16 protein-coding genes and 3 tRNA genes are annotated in these 18,675 nt (G+C 49.4%); 16 read left to right on the plus strand and 3 right to left on the minus strand.

The features are described 5' to 3' along the window. Window positions 1-141 precede the first annotated feature (141 nt). Window positions 142-1,041, minus strand: a complete 900-nt coding sequence (locus I3X05_RS19135; RefSeq protein ID WP_061898938.1) for a LysR family transcriptional regulator — start codon at window positions 1,039-1,041, stop codon at window positions 142-144. Between the two features lie 172 nt (window positions 1,042-1,213). Here I3X05_RS19135 and I3X05_RS19140 point away from each other — a divergent pair, with 172 nt between their 5' ends. The 10 genes from I3X05_RS19140 (at window position 1,214) to I3X05_RS19185 (ending at window position 12,015) form a co-directional block, all read left to right on the plus strand. Next, window positions 1,214-2,908 (plus strand): L-lactate permease, encoded by a 1,695-nt coding sequence (locus I3X05_RS19140; RefSeq protein WP_337971420.1) that lies wholly within the window; start codon window positions 1,214-1,216, stop codon window positions 2,906-2,908. A gap of 164 nt (window positions 2,909-3,072) precedes the next feature. Beyond that, window positions 3,073-4,212, plus strand: a complete 1,140-nt coding sequence (gene lldD, locus I3X05_RS19145) for an FMN-dependent L-lactate dehydrogenase LldD (protein WP_337971421.1) — start codon at window positions 3,073-3,075, stop codon at window positions 4,210-4,212. A 95-nt stretch (window positions 4,213-4,307) separates the two neighbouring features. After that, a complete protein-coding gene (locus tag I3X05_RS19150) occupies window positions 4,308-7,151 on the plus strand; it encodes an FAD-binding and (Fe-S)-binding domain-containing protein (protein ID WP_337971422.1) in 2,844 nt (947 codons plus the stop codon). 112 nt (window positions 7,152-7,263) lie between these two features. After that, a complete protein-coding gene (locus I3X05_RS19155) occupies window positions 7,264-8,019 on the plus strand; it encodes a helix-turn-helix domain-containing protein (RefSeq protein WP_337971423.1) in 756 nt (251 codons plus the stop codon). A gap of 124 nt (window positions 8,020-8,143) precedes the next feature. After that, entirely contained in the window at window positions 8,144-10,012 is a 1,869-nt protein-coding gene (locus I3X05_RS19160; protein WP_193157580.1) for an MFS transporter, read from the plus strand. A gap of 48 nt (window positions 10,013-10,060) precedes the next feature. Then, entirely contained in the window at window positions 10,061-10,711 is a 651-nt protein-coding gene (locus I3X05_RS19165; protein WP_045568667.1) for a cob(I)alamin adenolsyltransferase/cobinamide ATP-dependent adenolsyltransferase, read from the plus strand. A 169-nt stretch (window positions 10,712-10,880) separates the two neighbouring features. Next, complete coding sequence (locus I3X05_RS19170; RefSeq protein ID WP_337971424.1) at window positions 10,881-11,462, plus strand: porin family protein; 582 nt, start codon at window positions 10,881-10,883, stop codon at window positions 11,460-11,462. 216 nt (window positions 11,463-11,678) lie between these two features. Continuing rightward, window positions 11,679-11,769 (plus strand) — tRNA-Ser (locus I3X05_RS19175). A 33-nt stretch (window positions 11,770-11,802) separates the two neighbouring features. Next, window positions 11,803-11,878: transfer RNA gene (locus I3X05_RS19180), tRNA-Phe, on the plus strand. Window positions 11,879-11,939: 61 nt separating this feature from the next. Then, window positions 11,940-12,015 (plus strand) — tRNA-Asn (locus I3X05_RS19185). Window positions 12,016-12,230: 215 nt separating this feature from the next. On the opposite strand, the gene I3X05_RS19190 is transcribed toward I3X05_RS19185, so the two are convergent. After that, window positions 12,231-13,103: a mechanosensitive ion channel family protein gene (locus I3X05_RS19190; RefSeq protein ID WP_193157577.1), complete on the minus strand. Its 873-nt coding sequence runs from the start codon at window positions 13,101-13,103 to the stop codon at window positions 12,231-12,233. A 118-nt stretch (window positions 13,104-13,221) separates the two neighbouring features. Continuing rightward, on the minus strand, window positions 13,222-13,674 hold the full coding sequence (locus I3X05_RS19195) for a copper resistance protein NlpE (RefSeq protein WP_193168146.1): 453 nt from the start codon (window positions 13,672-13,674) through the stop codon (window positions 13,222-13,224). A gap of 242 nt (window positions 13,675-13,916) precedes the next feature. On the opposite strand from I3X05_RS19195, the gene artP reads away from it, so the two are divergent. The 6 genes from artP (at window position 13,917) to I3X05_RS19225 (ending at window position 18,424) form a co-directional block, all read left to right on the plus strand. Beyond that, window positions 13,917-14,645 carry an arginine ABC transporter ATP-binding protein ArtP gene (gene artP / locus I3X05_RS19200; RefSeq protein ID WP_193157575.1) on the plus strand — a complete coding sequence of 243 codons (729 nt, stop codon included), beginning with the start codon at window positions 13,917-13,919 and terminating at the stop codon, window positions 14,643-14,645. Between the two features lie 57 nt (window positions 14,646-14,702). Beyond that, window positions 14,703-15,434 (plus strand): lysine/arginine/ornithine ABC transporter substrate-binding protein, encoded by a 732-nt coding sequence (locus I3X05_RS19205; protein ID WP_045568671.1) that lies wholly within the window; start codon window positions 14,703-14,705, stop codon window positions 15,432-15,434. A gap of 1 nt (window position 15,435) precedes the next feature. Then, window positions 15,436-16,125: an arginine ABC transporter permease ArtQ gene (gene artQ / locus I3X05_RS19210; RefSeq protein ID WP_045568672.1), complete on the plus strand. Its 690-nt coding sequence runs from the start codon at window positions 15,436-15,438 to the stop codon at window positions 16,123-16,125. After that, on the plus strand, window positions 16,122-16,790 hold the full coding sequence (gene artM / locus I3X05_RS19215) for an arginine ABC transporter permease ArtM (RefSeq protein WP_045568673.1): 669 nt from the start codon (window positions 16,122-16,124) through the stop codon (window positions 16,788-16,790). Before artQ ends, artM begins: the two co-directional genes overlap by 4 nt. 199 nt (window positions 16,791-16,989) lie before the next feature. Continuing rightward, window positions 16,990-17,403 carry a GFA family protein gene (locus tag I3X05_RS19220; protein ID WP_045568674.1) on the plus strand — a complete coding sequence of 138 codons (414 nt, stop codon included), beginning with the start codon at window positions 16,990-16,992 and terminating at the stop codon, window positions 17,401-17,403. 271 nt (window positions 17,404-17,674) lie between these two features. Then, window positions 17,675-18,424 carry a substrate-binding periplasmic protein gene (locus I3X05_RS19225; protein WP_045568675.1) on the plus strand — a complete coding sequence of 250 codons (750 nt, stop codon included), beginning with the start codon at window positions 17,675-17,677 and terminating at the stop codon, window positions 18,422-18,424. The last annotated feature ends 251 nt before the right edge of the window (window positions 18,425-18,675 follow it).

Consider the following 18,675-nt stretch of genomic DNA (forward strand, 5'->3'; position numbering starts at 1 on the left):
CTATGCTTGGATTGAAAGGAATCGCCTGCCATCGGCTATTCCTTGCTAATAAGAATAATTTCACCCCTTAATTCGGGGTGAGAGGCGGCTTTTTCAAGGTTAAATTGGCAACAATCCTCGAAATGCAGAATAGATCGCAGTTCAGAAATAGTGCGAAATGGTGAGATAGCGCGCGCGAATATGTTCAATTAACAAGCGCACTTTGTTTGGTGGTTGACGCGTAAATGGATAGACGGCGTAGATGCCGAGCTTTTTACCAACCTGCTCTGGAAAAATATCCACCAGCTGGCCGTTGCGAAAATCGTGGTAGACCAAACAACGTGGCACATAAGCGATACCGTGGCCACCGAGCGCCGCTTTGCGCAGTGCGGTGGCGTTGTCGGTAGAAAAGCAGCCAGAGACTTTGACAATGTAGTTACCTTTGTTGCCTTTAAACTCCCAATCTGACGCGCCCGTGGTTTGATAGGCGTATTGCAGACAGTTGTGGTTGGTCAAATCATCCGGTTTGATCGGTTTACCATGCTTGGCGATGTACGAGGGTGAGGCGCACACCACCCACTGTGAGTCGAGAATGTGACGCGCGATCAGACTGGAATCTTCCAAATAGCCAGTGCGGATCACCAGATCGTATCCTCCAGAAATTAGGTCAACAAAGCGGTTGTCCAGCGACATATCAACGGTTAGCCCCGGATGCAGGTTGCAAAACTCAGCCACCGCGTCGGCTAAAATCAGATCGCCCGAGATGGTCGGCACCGACATTTTGATGTGGCCGCTGACGTTTTCGCCGAAACCGGAAATCGCGTCCATCGCTTCCATCGTGGCTTGCTTCACATTTTTAGCACTGTGTAACAACGCCTTGCCTGCTTCGGTTAACGTCAACTTTCGCGTGGTTCGATACAATAGCTGCACGCCTATCTCTTCTTCCAGTCTGGCAATTCTTTTACTAACTACTGAATTTGTAAGGCCATTTTCTTCCGCCACCTTACTAAAATTGCCCTGTTCTACCACTTGGCAAAACAAAATTAGGTCATCTGCTCGCATCTTATTATGTGATTTTTGGAAATAATGAATTTCATTATTTCCCTATATCAATAAAAAATAAAGGGGTAAATTCACCACAAATTAACAACCCCATTACAAAAACAATAAAGGATTTTCAAGATTTCAGCCGAACTCGCCTGAGATTGGAAAGTCAGAGTACGAGGAAGTACCCATGAGTGAAACCATACTTGCCTTGGTGGCCTTTTCGCCGATTGTCGTCGCCGCCATCCTACTTGTTGGCCTTAACTGGCCAGCCAAAAAAGCCATGCCAGTCGCCTTTGGCCTGACCGTTGTCATTGCCCTATTCTTCTGGGATATGTCCGGCACACGCGTGCTGGCGTCTATTGTACAGGGGCTTGGCATCACAGTGTCGGTGCTGTGGATTGTGTTTGGCGCCATTTTCCTGCTCAACACCTTAAAACATACGGGCGCCATCACCACCATACGTAACGGCTTTACCGACATTTCCGCTGACCGGCGCGTCCAAGCCATCATCATCGCTTGGTGTTTTGGCTCTTTCATTGAAGGCGCATCCGGATTCGGCACGCCCGCGGCGATCGCAGCTCCGCTGCTGGTCGCGATAGGCTTTCCGGCGCTCGCGGCGGTGTTAATGGGGATGATGATCCAATCGACACCCGTCTCTTTTGGCGCAGTCGGTACGCCGATCATCGTCGGTGTCAACAAAGGCCTCGATACTCACAACATCACTGAAAGCCTGCTCGCGCACGGTTCAAGCTGGGATATTTACTTACAGCAAATCACTTCAAGCGTCGCGCTTATTCACGCCGCCGTTGGCACTGTGATGCCAGTGCTGATGGCGATGATGCTGACCCGCTTTTTTGGCAAGAATCGCAGTTGGAGCGAAGGCTTGGACATTCTGCCTTTCGCCCTGTTTGCTGGCTTGGCGTTTACCGTGCCTTACGCGCTAACTGGTGTGTTCCTTGGCCCAGAGTTTCCGTCTCTGATTGGTGGTTTGCTTGGCCTAGCCATTGTGGTAACCGCGGCGAAAAAAGGCTTTTTGGTCCCTAAAAGCCAATGGGATTTTGAAGCCGAAGAAAAATGGCCAACGGAGTGGTTGGGTTCACTGAAAATCGACCTTGAAGAGGTCAAAGGCAAGCCGATGAGTTTGGCCAAAGCGTGGACACCTTACGTGCTACTGGCGGTGATTTTGGTCGCCAGCCGTGTCAGTCCCGATTTCAAAGCGTTGCTCACTGGCATCAGTATTGCGTCCGGCAATATTCTCGGTGAAACAGGCATCACTACCGCGTTTCAGCCACTCTATCTGCCGGGTGGGATCTTAGTCTTCGTCGCGCTGTTGGCCGTGCTTATCCAATCGGGCAGTGTCAAACCGATGGCGAAAGCGTTCGGTGAATCAAGCAAAACCTTGGTTGGTGCTGGCTTTGTTCTGGTCTTCACTATCCCGATGGTGCGTATCTTTATCAACTCAGGGGTTAACGCTGCGGATTTGGCCAGTATGCCCGTTACGACTGCAAACTTCGCTGCGGACTTAGTCGGCTCGGCGTTTCCGGCACTGAGTGCCACCGTCGGCGCACTGGGCGCGTTTATCGCCGGCTCCAACACTGTCTCTAACATGATGTTCAGCCAGTTCCAATTTGAAGTGGCGCAAACCCTGACCATTTCCAGTGCCGTTGTGGTGGCGCTACAAGCGGTGGGCGCTGCCGCCGGCAACATGATCGCCATTCATAACGTGGTCGCTGCGTCTGCGACTGTCGGCCTGCTTGGGCGTGAAGGTGCGACACTGCGCAAGACCATTATTCCCACGTTCTACTATCTTGTGATGACAGGCATCATAGGTTTGGTGTTGATTTATGGTTTGCAACTGACCGACGCCCTGATGATTCCATAACCACCATGTCACTGCACGGCATCGCGCGCCACATTGATTCGGCGCGCATGCTTGGCAAGCTTACTTCAGATGTCGACTGCGACTTGTCGCGCAGTCAGTGAAAGCGGATTGAGCAGTGTAACACGCTCAAATCGCGCCCTTAGATTGACAGCTAGGAACCCAATATGATTATTTCTGCTTCGACCGATTACCGCGCTGCGGCAAAAGCCAAATTGCCTCCCTTTCTTTTCCACTATATTGATGGCGGCTCCTACGACGAGCGCACGCTCAAACGCAACACCGATGACCTCGGTGACGTCGCGCTGCGCCAACGCGTGCTGCGTGACATGGCTGATCTCAGCTTAGAAACAGAAATTTTTGGTGAAAAAATGGCGATGCCTATCGCACTTGCCCCTGTCGGTTTAACTGGCATGTACGCGCGTCGCGGCGAAGTGCAAGCGGCGAAAGCGGCGGAGAAGAAAGGCATTCCGTTTACCATGTCGACCGTTTCAGTCTGCCCGATTGAAGAGGTCGCCCCCGCCATTCAACGCCCCATGTGGTTTCAGCTTTACGTGCTCAAAGATCGCGGTTTTATGAAAAACGTGCTTGAACGCGCCAAAGCAGCAGGCGTGACCACACTAGTGTTCACGGTTGATATGCCGGTACCGGGCGCGCGTTATCGCGACATGCACTCTGGCATGAGCGGTCCTAATGCGGCGATGCGTCGCGTGTTTCAGTCGATGCTGCACCCAAGCTGGGCGATGGACGTTGGTTTGCTGGGCAAACCGCACGATCTGGGCAATATTTCCACCTATCGCGGCACGCCAACTAAGCTGGAAGATTACATCGGTTGGCTAGGCGAAAACTTCGATCCTTCAATCTCGTGGCAAGATCTCGAGTGGATCCGCGACTTCTGGGATGGGCCGATGGTGATTAAAGGCATCTTAGATCAAGAAGACGCCAAAGACGCGGTTCGTTTTGGCGCTGACGGTATTGTGGTCTCGAACCACGGTGGCCGCCAGCTGGACGGTGTTTTATCGACCGCCAAAGCGCTGCCAGGGATTGCCGATGCCGTCAAAGGCGACCTGAAAATCTTCGTCGATTCAGGCATCCGTACTGGCCTAGATGTGGTGCGTATGCTGGCGCTCGGCGCCGATTGCACTTTGCTTGGGCGCTCGTTTGTTTACGCACTGGCGGCGCAAGGCGGTGCTGGAGTTGAGAACCTGCTGGATCTCTATGCTAAAGAGATGCGCGTTGCGATGACGCTCACAGGGGCGAAGACCATTGGCGATCTTTCGCGCGATTCTCTGGTAAAAATGCCTTAAGCGATTGATATAAGAAATGGTGCTGGAAAACGTGAGCCCAGCACCGCAGCCATTTCAAGCATAAAAACACATCGGCTGCACTGAAGAAGGAAGCAATGATGGCTAACACCCTTTCCAACGCCACTTATCAACAACTCAAAACGCTATTTGCGACACGCATTGAGCCAAAGAGAATCATCACTCAAGAAGCCAAGCGCCTCGCTTACGGTACCGATGCCAGCTTTTATCGCTTGATCCCCAAGATTGTTCTGCGCCTCAAAGATCTCGACGAAGTGATTTTCGCCATTCAAAGTTGCCGCGAACTGGGCGTGCACTGCACCTTTCGCGCCGCTGGTACCAGCCTTTCCGGGCAAGCGGTGTCCGACTCAGTACTGATCACACTGACCGATGACTGGCGCGGGCATGAAATTATCGACGATGGCCATAAGATCACTCTGCAACCCGGCGTGATCGGCGCAGATGCCAACAAATACCTTGCGCCTTTCCAGCGCAAGATCGGCCCAGATCCCGCCTCGATCAATACCTGTAAAATCGGCGGCATTGCGGCCAATAATGCCAGTGGCATGTGCTGCGGCACCGCGCAAAATTCTTACCGCACCGTAGATAGTATGAAGATCGTGTTTAGTGATGGCACCATTCTGAACACCGCAGATCAAGCCAGCATCGCTGCGTTTAAGCAAAGCCACGCTTCGCTCGTCTCCGGCATTGAAGCGCTTTGCCAGCAAGTGGCTGATAATAAAGAATTATCAGATAAAATTAAGCACAAGTATCGTCTTAAAAACACCACAGGTTACGCTCTTAACGCCTTGGTGGATTACCAAGATCCGATTGAAGTGATTGAACACTTGATGATTGGCTCGGAGGGCACCTTAGGCTTTATTGCCGAAATTACCTACAACACGGTGATTGAGCACCCCAATAAAGCCTCAGCATTGTTGGTCTTTGCCAGCATCGAAGAAGCGTGTCGCGCCGTGACCACATTATCTAAGTTGCCCGTGGCCGCTGTGGAACTGATGGATGGCCGTGCGCTGCGCTCTGTTGCCGACAAAGCGGGTATGCCGAGCTTTATTCCATCGTTGGATCTCGAAGCCGCTGCTATTTTGGTTGAGTCTCATGCAAGCGGCCAAACCACGTTAGATTTACAATGTAAATCTGTGATGGATGCACTAAAAGAGTACACCATTATTGAGTCGGTGCCCTTCACCAGCGATGCTGCAATCGTTGCGACACTCTGGGGAATCCGCAAAGGCATGTTCCCTGCTGTGGGGGCGGTACGCGAAGTCGGTACCACGGTGATTATCGAAGACGTTGCTTTTCCCGTGGAAAACTTAGCCAACGGCGTGCGTGACTTACAAGCCTTGTTTGATCGCTTCCAATACAGTGAAGCGATCATTTTCGGCCATGCGCTCGAAGGCAACTTGCACTTCGTGTTCACTCAAGGGTTTGATAGCCAAACAGAAATTGACCGCTACGGTAAGTTTATGGATGAGGTTGCAGAGCTCGTCGCGGTTAAATATCAAGGCTCGCTTAAAGCGGAACATGGTACCGGGCGTAATATGGCCCCCTATGTCGAGCTAGAGTGGGGGCGTGAGGGCTACCAGTTGATGCAGCAGATCAAAGCGCTGTTCGATCCGCAGGGCCTGCTCAACCCAGGGGTCATCATCAATGATAATCCCCATTCGCACATCGAAAACCTCAAACCCATGCCAGCCGCTGATCCTTTGGTGGATCGCTGCATTGAATGCGGCTTTTGTGAACCGGTTTGCCCATCGCGTACGCTCACACTTTCGCCTCGTCAACGCATCGTACTCTATCGTGAATTGCAGCGCAGAGAACGCGCAGGTGAAAAGGTTGAAGCCAGTGAATTAGAGAAAGTATTTGAATATCAAGGTATTGATACTTGCGCTGCAACCGGATTGTGTGCCGATCGCTGCCCAGTTGGCATTAATACTGGCGATTTGGTGAAAAAACTTCGTATCGCCAAATATGAGAAATTTACGCCGATCGCCAAATGGACGGCGGACCATTTTTCCGCCACCACCGCCCTAACGCGCGCTGGCCTCAAAGCCAACCAGATCGCCACTAAGGCGCTCGGCGCAAAAACGGTCGGTAAACTGACCAACGGACTGCGCTCGCTTTCCAAAGGGACCACGCCTATTTGGTTTGCAGAATATCCGCAGGCCAATACGCATGACTTAGGTAAAGTCCCACTGGCGCAGCGCTGCGACGAGAAGAAAGTGGTTTACATGCCCTCTTGTGCCAGCCGTAACATGGGGCAACAGAGCAGCGCGGCAGATCAACGGCCACTGACCGAAGTGACATTGTCACTCATAAGCAAGGCGGGATACGAAGTGATCATCCCTGCGCAATTGAGCAATCAATGTTGTGGCATGCCATACGACAGCAAAGGGATGAACGAATTAGCCACAAACAAAGCTAAACAGTTGGAAGAAGTGCTGTGGCAAGCTAGCCGAGAAGGAACCTATCCGGTGCTGATGGATACCAGCCCTTGCGCCAAACGCAGTATTGAGCAGTTTAGCAAGCCGCTGGAAGTGCTTGAGCCTACGGGTTTTGTGCGCAAGTATCTGCTGGAGCATCTGCACATTACTCCGCTCAACGAAACCGTCATGTTGCACGTCACGTGCAGTTCACGCCGCATGGGACTAGAAAACGACATGTTGGCACTGGCCAAAACCTGCACCAGCCAAGTGATCGTGCCTGAGCATATTCAGTGTTGCGGCTGGGCGGGCGATAAAGGGTTTACCACGCCAGAACTCAACGCCGCCGCGGTTCATCCGTTAAAAGCGCAAGTGCCCAGTGATTGCCAGCGAGGCTTTAGCAATAGCCGCACGTGTGAAATTGGTTTGTCGCATCACAGCGGCATACCCTATCAATCCATTCTCTATTTGGTTGATGAAGCCTCTGCCGCAAAAAGCTAAGCTTGTTTTCCCTCATGGCCCTGTTTAGGGCCATTTTTGTTGTTCGCAATTTTAGATTGAGCTGGGCATACTAGGCGAAACTGGACACTCAGCAGAGCATACGGGAAAAAACATGACCGAATCGCAGCAACTGATCGCTGAACTGAAAACTCAACTCAAACTGCACGGCGTGCACTATACCGACATCGCTAAGGCCTTAGATCTGAGTGAAGGCTCAGTGAAACGCTTGCTGGCAGAGGGCAACAACATCAGCTTGGCGCGTTTAGAACGTATATGCCAGCTTATCGACCTAGAGATGAGTGAGTTATTTAAGCTCGCCTATGCGCAAAAACAGGGGTTAACGGCGCTCAGTTATCAGCAGGAAAAAGAGCTGATTGACGACAAAGCATTGCTACTGGTCGCGGTGTGTGTCGTGAATGGCTACACCTTTAAACAGATCGCCGAACAATATCAGTTCAGTGAACCAGATCTGATACAAAAGTGCGTACAACTCGATCGTCTCGGCATCATCGAACTGCAACCCAACAACCGCTTTAAATTAAAGCTCACCAAGCAGTTTGCCTGGATTGCCGGTGGCCCCATTCAATCGTTTTTCCAGCAGCAAGTGCAACACGCCTTTTTCAACAGCTATTTTTCCGCTGAGGATGAAAAGCTGGTGATGGCAACAGGGTTGATGTCGCTGCCCAGCAACCAGAAAATGCAGCAGAAGATGCAAAAACTGGTCGGCGAGTTCTACGCTACCTGCCAAAGTGACAATGAACTGGATATCAAAGATCGTCACGGGACATCATTGGTGCTCGCGATTCGCCGCTGGACTTTTCCGCTGTTCGCCGAGCGAGAAGCAAACGCGAGCCAGCGCAAAAAGTAACATCAGATTAGATTTCGAGCAACAATATACGTTACTTCTGTCGCTATTCTCGCGCCTAAATGGGATTTGCGGCACTCTGCCTGCCATTGGAACGTAGTAAATCTACGCACTCATGGAGGCTACAATGTTATTTTCTCGTCGATTTTTCCCTTACTTTTGCACCCAATGTTTGGGCGCTTTGAATGACAATGTCTATAAAAATATCTTGCTGCTGATGGTCACTTACAGCCAGCTCGATAGCTTGCCAATGCCTGTCGATCTATTTGTCAACTTGGCTGCGGGTCTGTTCATTCTGCCCTTTTTACTCTTTTCTGCGCATGCGGGGCAAATCGCCGATCACATGGACAAAGCGCGCCTGATCCGCCGTTTGAAAATCGCCGAATTCTTTATCATGGGCTGCGCTGCCGTGGCTATTTTGACGCAAAGCCCTATCGCCATGCTGGTGCTGCTCTTTCTCACGGGTACCCAGTCGGCGTACTTCGGCCCAGTGAAATACTCTCTGCTGCCGCAAGCGTTGCTGCCTCGTGAGCTGGTCAAAGGCAACGCTTGGGTCGAAATGGGCACCTTTATCTCGATTCTTGCAGGTACGCTAACCGCCGGATTACTCATCGCGCTCGACAACGGGCTGCCGATTGCCGCAGGGCTCGTGCTCGTTTTGTCACTAATTGGGGTGTTCACCAGCCGTTTGATCCCTTCTTTACCTACCAACACTGCGGGCAAGGTAAGCTTCCAGCCAATTTCTGCCTTAATCACCACACTCAAAACCAGCCAGCGTAATCGCGGCATCTGGATGGCAATCCTCGCCATCAGTTGGTTTTGGTTTCTGGGCGCAACTTATCTAACTCAGTTCCCTAACTTTGCGAAAATCCACTTGCACGCCGACAGTACTGTGGTCTCGCTGCTGCTGGCCCTCTTTTCTATCGGCATTGCCGCTGGCTCTTGGCTGTGTGAAAAGCTCTCTTTTGATCAAGTCGAACTCGGTATTTTGCCCTTTGGCATTGCGGGTTTAACGCTGTTTGGCATTGACTTGCTGCTTGCTCTTCCGCAAAGCCAACCGTTGACTGATTCCTACTGGCAAGCAGGAGCATTTATCGCTCAGTCTGAACACTGGCGAGTTATGTTTGATCTCTTCATGGTTGGCGTTAGTGGCGGCCTGTTCGTTGTGCCACTGTATGCTTTTATCCAATCACGCGCCGAGCATGGGCAATGTGCGCAAGCAATCGCCGCCAACAACATCATGAATTCGCTGTTTATGGTCGCGTCAGCCGCGTTGGCCATCGTATTTTTAACGGTGCTCGGGCTCTCTATCGTCCAGTTGTTTGCTCTGCTCGCGGTCGTCAATCTTATCGTGGCGGTATACGTCTATCGCCAAGTGCCTGAGTTTACACAACGTTTTGTCAGCTACTTGCTCAGCCATCTTATGTATCGCGTGACCATTCGTGGCCGAGAGTTGATCCCTCAGCAAGGAGCCGCCCTGCTGGTGGCGAACCACGTCAGTTACGTTGACGCGCTGATTCTGATGGGGGTGTCACCAAGGCCAGTTCGTTTTGTGATGGCGAAAGAGATCAGCGAAATACCGCTGCTCAAACCTCTGTTCCGACACGCTGGCGTTATCCCTATCTGTTCGCCGAAAAAATGTCGTGACACCTATCAAAACGCTTTTCAGCAAATAGACCAAGCGCTCAACAATGGCGAAGTGGTGTGTCTTTTCCCTGAAGGTCGTTTGACCACCGACGGGTTGTTGGGTGAATTTCGCCCCGGAGTAGAAAAGATTTTACAACATAACCCAGTCAAGGTGATTCCAGTGGGTTTAGTCGGACTGTGGGGATCGTTTTTCAGTCATAAGAATGGACATGCTTGTACTAAGCGACCAAGCCGCTTCTGGTCAAAAGTCAGCGTCAACATTGGCGAGGTCGTGTCTGGTGATGTCACTGACCGTCACCAATTATTCCAGCAAGTACAAAACTTGCTTGCTCAAGCAGAGTCACAGTAACGGAATAAATCGCATGCGATACTCATCGCAGCCACGAAAGGAGTCGAGATGAAAATCATCATCTTACATGGGTTGTATATGCATGGCTTGGTCATGCAGCCACTTAGCCACCGCTTGCGAAAGCTGGGCTATCAAACGCAAACCCTGACCTACAACTCAGTCAAGATTGATGAGGAAAAAGTCTATCAAACGATCGATCAGGCGCTCGACCCCTTATCTCCCAACGTGTTAGTGGGTCATAGCCTCGGCGGGCTGATGATCAAACATTATCTTGCGTCGCGACAGCCTTCGATAGCCTGTATCTCCCATGTCGTAACCATAGGCTCGCCATTAAAAGGCGCATCCATTGCTGAGCGTATTAAAGAATTAGGTTTTGGTGCCATGCTTGGTAACGCGCCTAAGCACGGTTTGGATCTGCACGATGACCGTTGGCGATGGCCGCAAAAACTGGGCAGTATTGCGGGCACCCTGCCTTTGGGAGCAAGGCCGCTGCTGCTAATGGACGATCACACCCTATCTGACGGCACTGTCACTGTCGAAGAGACCAAAATCGCTGGCATGACTGACCATTTCATGGCACGCAGTAGTCACACTGGCCTAATCTACAGTCGCTTCATTGCCAAGCAGATTGACCACTTCATTCGCTACTCCTGTTTCAAACACAACAAGAGTTGGGTTAAAAATCGCCATCTAAAATAGACAGCATCTATAAATCCCACCTTGCCTATGGCTATTACTATGAGATTTATATATCATCACGCCCACTATAAAACAGTGTTCAAAATCAGAGCACAGAAAGTGTTGTGGGTTGCCAGAAAAAAACAGCAAGCAACTCCTTAGACCAAAGACCAACTTAGTGGGAATAACAATGAAAATGAAAGCGATCGCGCTCGCCATATTGAGCCTAGCCGCCGTGTCTACAGCTCAAGCTGAGTCGAAAGTGTCAGGATTTTATGTTGGTGGTGGCGTGGGTTCTACCGATTTCGACAGCGATGAAAGTGTGGATGGCAAAGCCGATGGCAGCGCGCTAAAACTTATCGCTGGCTATCAGTTTAACCGTATCGTGGGCATTGAGGCGCAATACAACATATACGGTGATATTAAATTCACTAATCCCGTGAATACTTGGTCGCCTACGACATTGTCGATCAACGCTAACCTAGGATACCGCTTTGACAACGGCTTTCGCCCGTACGGTTTAATAGGTCTTTCAGCGCTTGACCTGAGTGAAACGACACAAACACTCGAAGACGATCAAGGTAGTGCAATCCATTTCGGCCTCGGTCTAGAATATGCACCGCCAACACTGGATGGATTAGCGTTGCGCGTCGGATACGATACCGAGATCTTCGGTATCAGTACCACTTATGTGCAAAACAGTACTGTGGTCACTAAAGACGTGGCTTACAGCATCGGCACGGTTTATGCAGGTGTCACTTACAAATTCTAACTGCCCAGCAGCAGAAAAAACGTCACCAACCGGAGTCACACCACTCCGGTTTTTTTATCTCTGGTATTTGCACGCATACTTTGCGACGGAACGCCGCATAAAAAGAGATCAAGCGCTCAAAATCACAGCGAACAAGTGCTTAAATGGCGATAAATCAAGCAATTGATTTTTTTTCGCTTTACAAGCGAATCGCTTCCCCCTATTATCGCCGCCTACGGAGAGATGGCTGAGTGGTTGAAAGCACCGGTCTTGAAAACCGGCGTACGTTAATAGCGTACCTAGGGTTCAAATCCCTATCTCTCCGCCACTTTTGCACTGTTTAGCTTCTGCTAGATAGTTTGCCTCGATAGCTCAGTCGGTAGAGCAGAGGATTGAAAATCCTCGTGTCGGTGGTTCGATTCCGCCTCGAGGCACCATTTAAATTAGCTGGTGTTTTATAAAAGCGTCAGTAAGTGCCAAGCACGATAAAAGAATAGTTCCTCCTTAGCTCAGTCGGTAGAGCGACGGACTGTTAATCCGCAGGTCGCTGGTTCGAGCCCAGCAGGAGGAGCCACTTTTAGAAAGCCTTATCGCAAGATAAGGCTTTTTCTTTATGCTTCAGAATCGGGTAACCGCAAGTCAACGCTGACGTCAGCAGTTCTTGCTTGACCGCATTACCACATCCTTTATCCCATCAATTCTCTGTCTTCCCCATGGCACTGCCATTTTTTTCCCCGAGCGACGTTGCGTTTGACCACACCTTTCAGTCTAGGCCTCGGCTACGCAGCTTCAAGCGGACAGAGACAATTCCGATTCTTTCTTTTCCTGAGTTTTAAAGCGTTCTTCGTACGCATGCATAAAATCCTGGCGTATCAAGTGTTCCAGATGGGTCGCTTTATCGGTCGGGCAAAAGATCATGTAGTGCACAACTTGCTCACCAGCGGCGGTGGTCGTAATGTGTATGTGCGGTTCAGAGCCCGGCAAGTCGACACCCGCATGCTTTTCAATCATGGCGTTGTAGCGGCGAGCCACGTCGCTGAAATAGTGACAGTGTTCTTCAATCTTTTCGGTTAAAAGAGGGATAAGCGGATACAAGTTCACGAACTCCGGCACCACAATGGAAAAATTGTGGTAAACGTAGCGCTTCATAAAATTGAGGTTTTTCACCGGGTAGGTAAAAAACATGCTGTTCGGCAACGTCGCGGTTTTTCCGGTAAAGTGATACTGGCCGTGGTGCAAATCGATCTCTTGAATCACGGTTGCCATCATATTGTGTTCAATCACTTCACCACAGATCTTGCCCACTTCTATCCAATCTCCGACGCGAAACGAGCGCGAACTCGCTCTTTGAATTGAGCCAGTAAAACAGAGAATAATCTCTTTCGAAGCGACCACGATTGCCACCGCAATCGCGGTTACCGAAAGCGCAAACTGGTTGATTTCCGCTTGCCAAAGGGCAAACAGAATAAGAAGTGTCGCAGCGAATGTGCCATTTTTGGTGCGCGACATCCAGTTACGCTGTTTCTCCGTGATTAACGCAGCATCACCGCGGATAATTGACAAAGTAAAACGACGAATCGCGATGACGAATAACACAATCAACGCGGTAAAAACCAATTTGTGCTGCAAAAGAAAATCGACAACCAGCAGTACGTTCTCCACAAAATACCCCATAGAAAAAAGAGGACTCAATCCCTCAGTTTGCGTAGGCGCACACTCTATAAAACTGGTCGCCAGAGCGCAAACAGCGGCGACAAAAACGTTAACTCACCAGAGTTATTTACTGTTTGCTCAGACGGTACAGGTCAGCCATTTGCCCGGTAACGCGCTGCCCTTGTCTATCGAGCATGAAGAGGACATTTTCTGCGACGAAGAACTGATTAGGCGCATCTTCACCAGAAAGAATCACCACACTGCCGTGCTCATCCCAATGGAATCGGTCTTGCGAAATAAATTGCCCACTTATTTCACCAACATAGCGGCGAATGAGCTGATAAGTGCCGTCTTGATTCAGTGTGAGAGAAACTTCAATACCCTCGCAATCAGCACAGGGCAGCGTACCTTGGTAAGTGCCGTTCCAATCAAGCGAATTTCTCGCATTATGCACGCTGTCAGCAACACTCATCTCTGGCTCACTTTCCGTTGCTTGGGCATCCGCACTAAGATTCTTGCTTGACTGACAACCAAACAGTAGTGAGGCAACTCCCAAAACTACGATTACATTTAGTTTCATTTTCTCTCCTCAATTCGATGCTTTCGCCTCATCTTAGCCCCTTTGCTAAGAAAAACAGCGTCGTTTAGCTATTATTGACTCAATATTGGCAAAACGGATTCTGGTTTAACCAGTAGGTCTGTCTGACAGATCGGCTTAAAACTATACAAAAGAGCAATAAAATAAATTTATATACATTTTTATTGCATAGATCAGCAAAAATGCTAGCATAACCCACATAACAACTAACGCAGAAATGAGACATGACGATTCAGGTTAATGGCATCAATAAGTCTTACGGTAACACCCAAGTATTGCACGATATTCATTTTCGTTGTGACAAAGGCGAAACCTTAGTCTTACTCGGCCCAAGTGGTGCGGGTAAAAGTTCTCTTTTGCGCGTTTTGAACCTGCTTGAAAATGCCGATAGCGGGCAACTGAACATTGCCGGGCAAACGTTCGATTTCTCCCATCCAATGAGCGAGCATCTGGGTTTGCAGCTAAGACGTAAAGTCGGCATGGTTTTCCAGCAATACAATCTTTGGCCGCATATGACCGTGCTAGAAAATTTAGTGGAAGCCCCGGTCAAGGTCTTAGGTTTGAACAAAGCCGAAGCCAAAGAACAAGCGACACAGATTTTAACCACGTTGCAATTGGCTGAAAAAGCAGATGCTTGGCCGTTGGAACTCTCCGGTGGTCAGCAACAGCGTGTCGCTATCGCCCGCGCCCTGATGATGAAACCCGAGGTACTGCTGTTTGACGAACCAACAGCGGCGCTCGATCCTGAAATCACCAATCAAGTCGTGAAGATTATTAATCAGCTGGGTGAAACGGGCATCACCCAAGTGGTCGTGACACACGAAGTCGATTTTGCAAAAAAAATTGCCAGCCATGTGCTCTACCTTGAGAAAGGGAAGATCGTCGAGCATGGCACTAAACAAGCCTTTACCGAGCCACAAACTAGCCAGTTTGCGGACTATTTAAAGCACTAAACGAACAATAGGCTGGCTCCAGAGGGGCATCAGCGCATAAAAACACGGAGTATTACAATGAAAAAGATTTTACTGGCATCCCTTATCGGACTCGTCTCTGCCAACGCAGCAGCGCAGCAGGAAATTAAATTCGCCATGGAAGCCACTTATGCGCCGTTCGAATACATGGATGAGAACAATCAAATCCAAGGTTTCGATGTGGATTTAGCCAACGCGCTGTGTAAACAGATGCAAGCGAAATGCAGCTTCCACAATCAAGCCTTTGATAGCCTTATTCCTGCCCTGAAGTTCAAACGTTACGACGCAGCGATTTCCGCGATGGACATCACCGAAGCCCGTCTTGAGCAAGTGAGCTTTACGGATGCTTATTACGATAACTCAGCGGCATTTGTTTCCATCGCAGGCAAAGTGGCCGATCAAGGTGCTCTGAAAGGCAAACGCGTTGGGGTGCAAAACGGTTCAACTCACCAAAGCTACTTACTTGAGCAAATGGCAGGCGTGACCGCCGTACCTTACGCCAGCTATCAAGACGCCTTTATTGACATGAAAAATGGCCGTATTGATTCGGTGTTCGGTGACACTGCGGTTGTCGCAGAGTGGTTCAAGAAAGAGAACAATCTCGCTTACGTCGGCGAGTATGTAACCAACGCACAGTACTTCGGTAACGGCTTTGGCATCGCGGTCAATAAAGATAACCAGAAACTGGTCGCTGATCTGAATGCAGCACTTCAAGCTGTGAAAGCGAACGGCGAGTATCAAACCATTTTTAACCAGTACTTCGGAAACTAATATGGGGCTGACGGGCTACTCACTTTCACTGGTTCAAGCAAGCTGGATGACCGTTCAGCTTGCAGTGGTCAGCCTGTTGGTTGGTCTGGTTCTGGCGGTCATTTTCGCCAGCGGCGAGATGGCTCGGCTTGCCGTCGTCAAGTGGCCAACAACGCTGTTGGTCACCTTGCTGCGCGGCCTGCCTGAAATTCTCGTTGTCCTGTTCATCTATTTCGGTTCAACACAGGTACTGTTTTTGCTCACGGGGGATTTCATCGAAGTCAGCCCGTTTCTCTCTGGTGTGGTGGCGTTGTCACTGATTTTCGCTTCTTATGCCTCGCAAACCCTGCGCGGTGCACTCAAAGCGGTTGGCAGAGGACAACGTGAAGCGGCCAGTGCGCTGGGCATAGCCAAAAGCCATGCGTTTTTTCGTATCGTACTGCCACAGGCCATTCGCCACGCGTTGCCTGGATTAACCAACCAGTGGTTGGTGCTGCTAAAAGATACCGCTTTAGTTTCCTTGATCGGCGTGACGGACCTGCTCAAACAGGCGCAGTTAACGTCAGCCGCAACCCATGAGGCCTTTACTTGGTATGCCACTGCGGCGGCGATTTACCTGCTTATTACACTAATCACCCAACGCTTGGTGAAAGTGCTCGATAAGAAATTCTCCATTCAAGGAATGAGTATCAGCGAAGGAGGTAAAGCATGAAAGAGCAACATGTTTGGCAATTGCTGCAAGGCTTAGCCACCAGCTTAGAATTAACTGTCGCTTCGCTGCTTGTGGGCTGTCTCCTTTCTCTGTTGATGACCACCACATTGATTTTAAGAGTGTCCGTGGTGCATTGGCTGAGCCGGGGCTTGATCACCCTGTTTACTGGCACGCCGCTACTGGTACAGATTTTCTTAATCTATTACGGGCCCGGGCAGTTTGATTGGATTCGCGACAGCTTTCTATGGAACTGGTTTAGCCAACCTTGGTTTTGCGCCATGCTGGCACTGGCTCTCAATACGGCGGCCTACAGTACTCTGTTGTTTAAAGGCGCATTTAACGCTATCCCTTCCGGACAATGGCAAGCTTGCCGTGCATTAGGCATGGATAAAATCAGAACCTTACAAGTATTACTGCCTTATGCGCTAAGACGTGCTGTACCGGCTTACTCGAATGAAGTGATTTTGGTGTTCAAAGGGACGTCGCTGGCCAGCACCATTACCATTATGGATTTGATGGGTTATGCACAACGCATCAATGCACAAACCTACGATACCTTGACCGTGTTCGGTGTCGCTGGGGCGTTTTATCTCACCATCAATGCGATCTTGACCTTGCTTTTCCGTCAGATTGAGAAAAAAGCCCTCGCATTTGAAGCGCACTAAGTGGCCAGCTCTCAATGCTTATCCGATTGTGATATATCAACGGCAGAAAGCCATATCGCTCTCTGCCCTTTCTATTCCACCTAATTTCCCACCCAGATCACTCTTTGCAATGAAATCACACTAAAGCCACAATTCTAGTGGCAGAGCAATGCACTTTTTCCCTACAGTATCCAACATCAACTCACCAAAGGAACTGTTTATGGAATTTCCAATTAGCGCCTGCTGTCAATGTGGACAAGTCGAATATCAACTGCACAAGGCTCCTTTTAAAGTGCTTGCTTGTCACTGCACTGAATGTCAAAAACTCGCTACCAGCCCCTTTAGTGTTACAGCGCTGGTTCATGTGCAAGACATTGAATTTAAAGGTGAGATGCATGAGTGGCAACGCGCCTCCGAAAGTGGCAATATCAACGCCGCTAAATTTTGTCCCGGCTGTGGCAACCGAATATATCACTTCAACCCCGCGGCACCAGAGGTCATTAAACTGAAACTCAAGCCCGTTGCGCCTGATGTTCAGTCCCTGTTTCAACCGACTACCCATGTTTGGATCAAGGAGAAACAGAGTTGGTACGAGATCCCACAAGGTGTTGAGGTATTTGAAAAGCAATCCTAACCTAGGCTGTCACACAGAATGGGCTGAACCAGCCCATTTTCTCTCTAGGCCGAAAACGTTCGGCTTTGCTCTCCCTTCCCTTTGATCGTATCTAGATTTTCATTACTAACATCCTTATCACCAATGTGGCGACTTTAGTCTAACCTAAATAAAGCGGTCTGTTGTTTACCGCCATGGATTCAAGTATTCAGTCAGATTCACTAGTCAACCTCGACGAATAAGTTTATCGCTAACACAACTTTCATCTAGGTGACCGGAAAGGAGACACGGCATGAACCGATTAACCACCACTTTTTTTCCTTTTATTCTTATCGCACTGTTTTCATCCAGCAGCTTGGCCAACACCGTGAGGCTCGCCAATGGCGAATGGGCACCTTACCAATCCAAATCACTCAAACATGGAGGTTATATCTCTCATTTAGTCACGGAAGCCTTCGCCGCAGAAGGCTACAACGTTGAGTTTGTTTACTTACCTTGGAAACGGGGTTTTGAACAGACACAGGACGGTGAGTTAGACGGCTCATTTCTGTGGAGCAGAAATGACGAGAGAGCGCAGCATTTTTTCTACTCAGACAAAGTGCTGACTCTAAAAACATCCTTATTCCAACGCAAGGGCGCACAGATTATGTGGAGTAAACCAGAAGATCTCGCCAAATACGCTATCGGTGGTGTCATCGGCTATGCCTACGGCGTTGAGGATTTAGAAAAGCAAGGTGTGGTGAAGATCTCTCGCATCTCCGATGCCGACGCGAACTATAAAAAGCTTGCGGGCGGGCGTTTAGACATTGTTTTGGAAGACTCCAATGTCGGCCAAACGACCGTCATGCGACTCGGCTTGGCCGATCAAATCGAAATGAATGACAAACCGATCGTCGAGAGGGACTACTTTCTCATCGTGCCGAAAAAATCACCCAGAGCGCAAGAGATCTTAGATGCTTTCAACCGCGGCCTAGCTAAAGTACTGGCTGAGGGTAAGCTAAACGAATTTGAGCAAGAGTCAATCAAGGGTAATTATCAGTAACGCTACTACTTCGATGTTCCTCTAATAAAGAAATTTAGGGGAACATCAGGCATTAACTGTAATTCTATTTTTTATTCAAATTAATTATTCTAACTCTTCCTTACTGCCATGATTTTTATTATCTTCAAACATGGTTTACATTATTACCATACGAAAATCGAGTCTGATTAATTTTTCAAGTATTTTAAACACAGATAAGATAGTCAAATAATACTTATAAATACAGTATCTCGCTGCATAAAAAAGTGAGC

Source organism: Vibrio navarrensis (assembly GCF_015767675.1).
GTDB lineage: Bacteria > Pseudomonadota > Gammaproteobacteria > Enterobacterales > Vibrionaceae > Vibrio.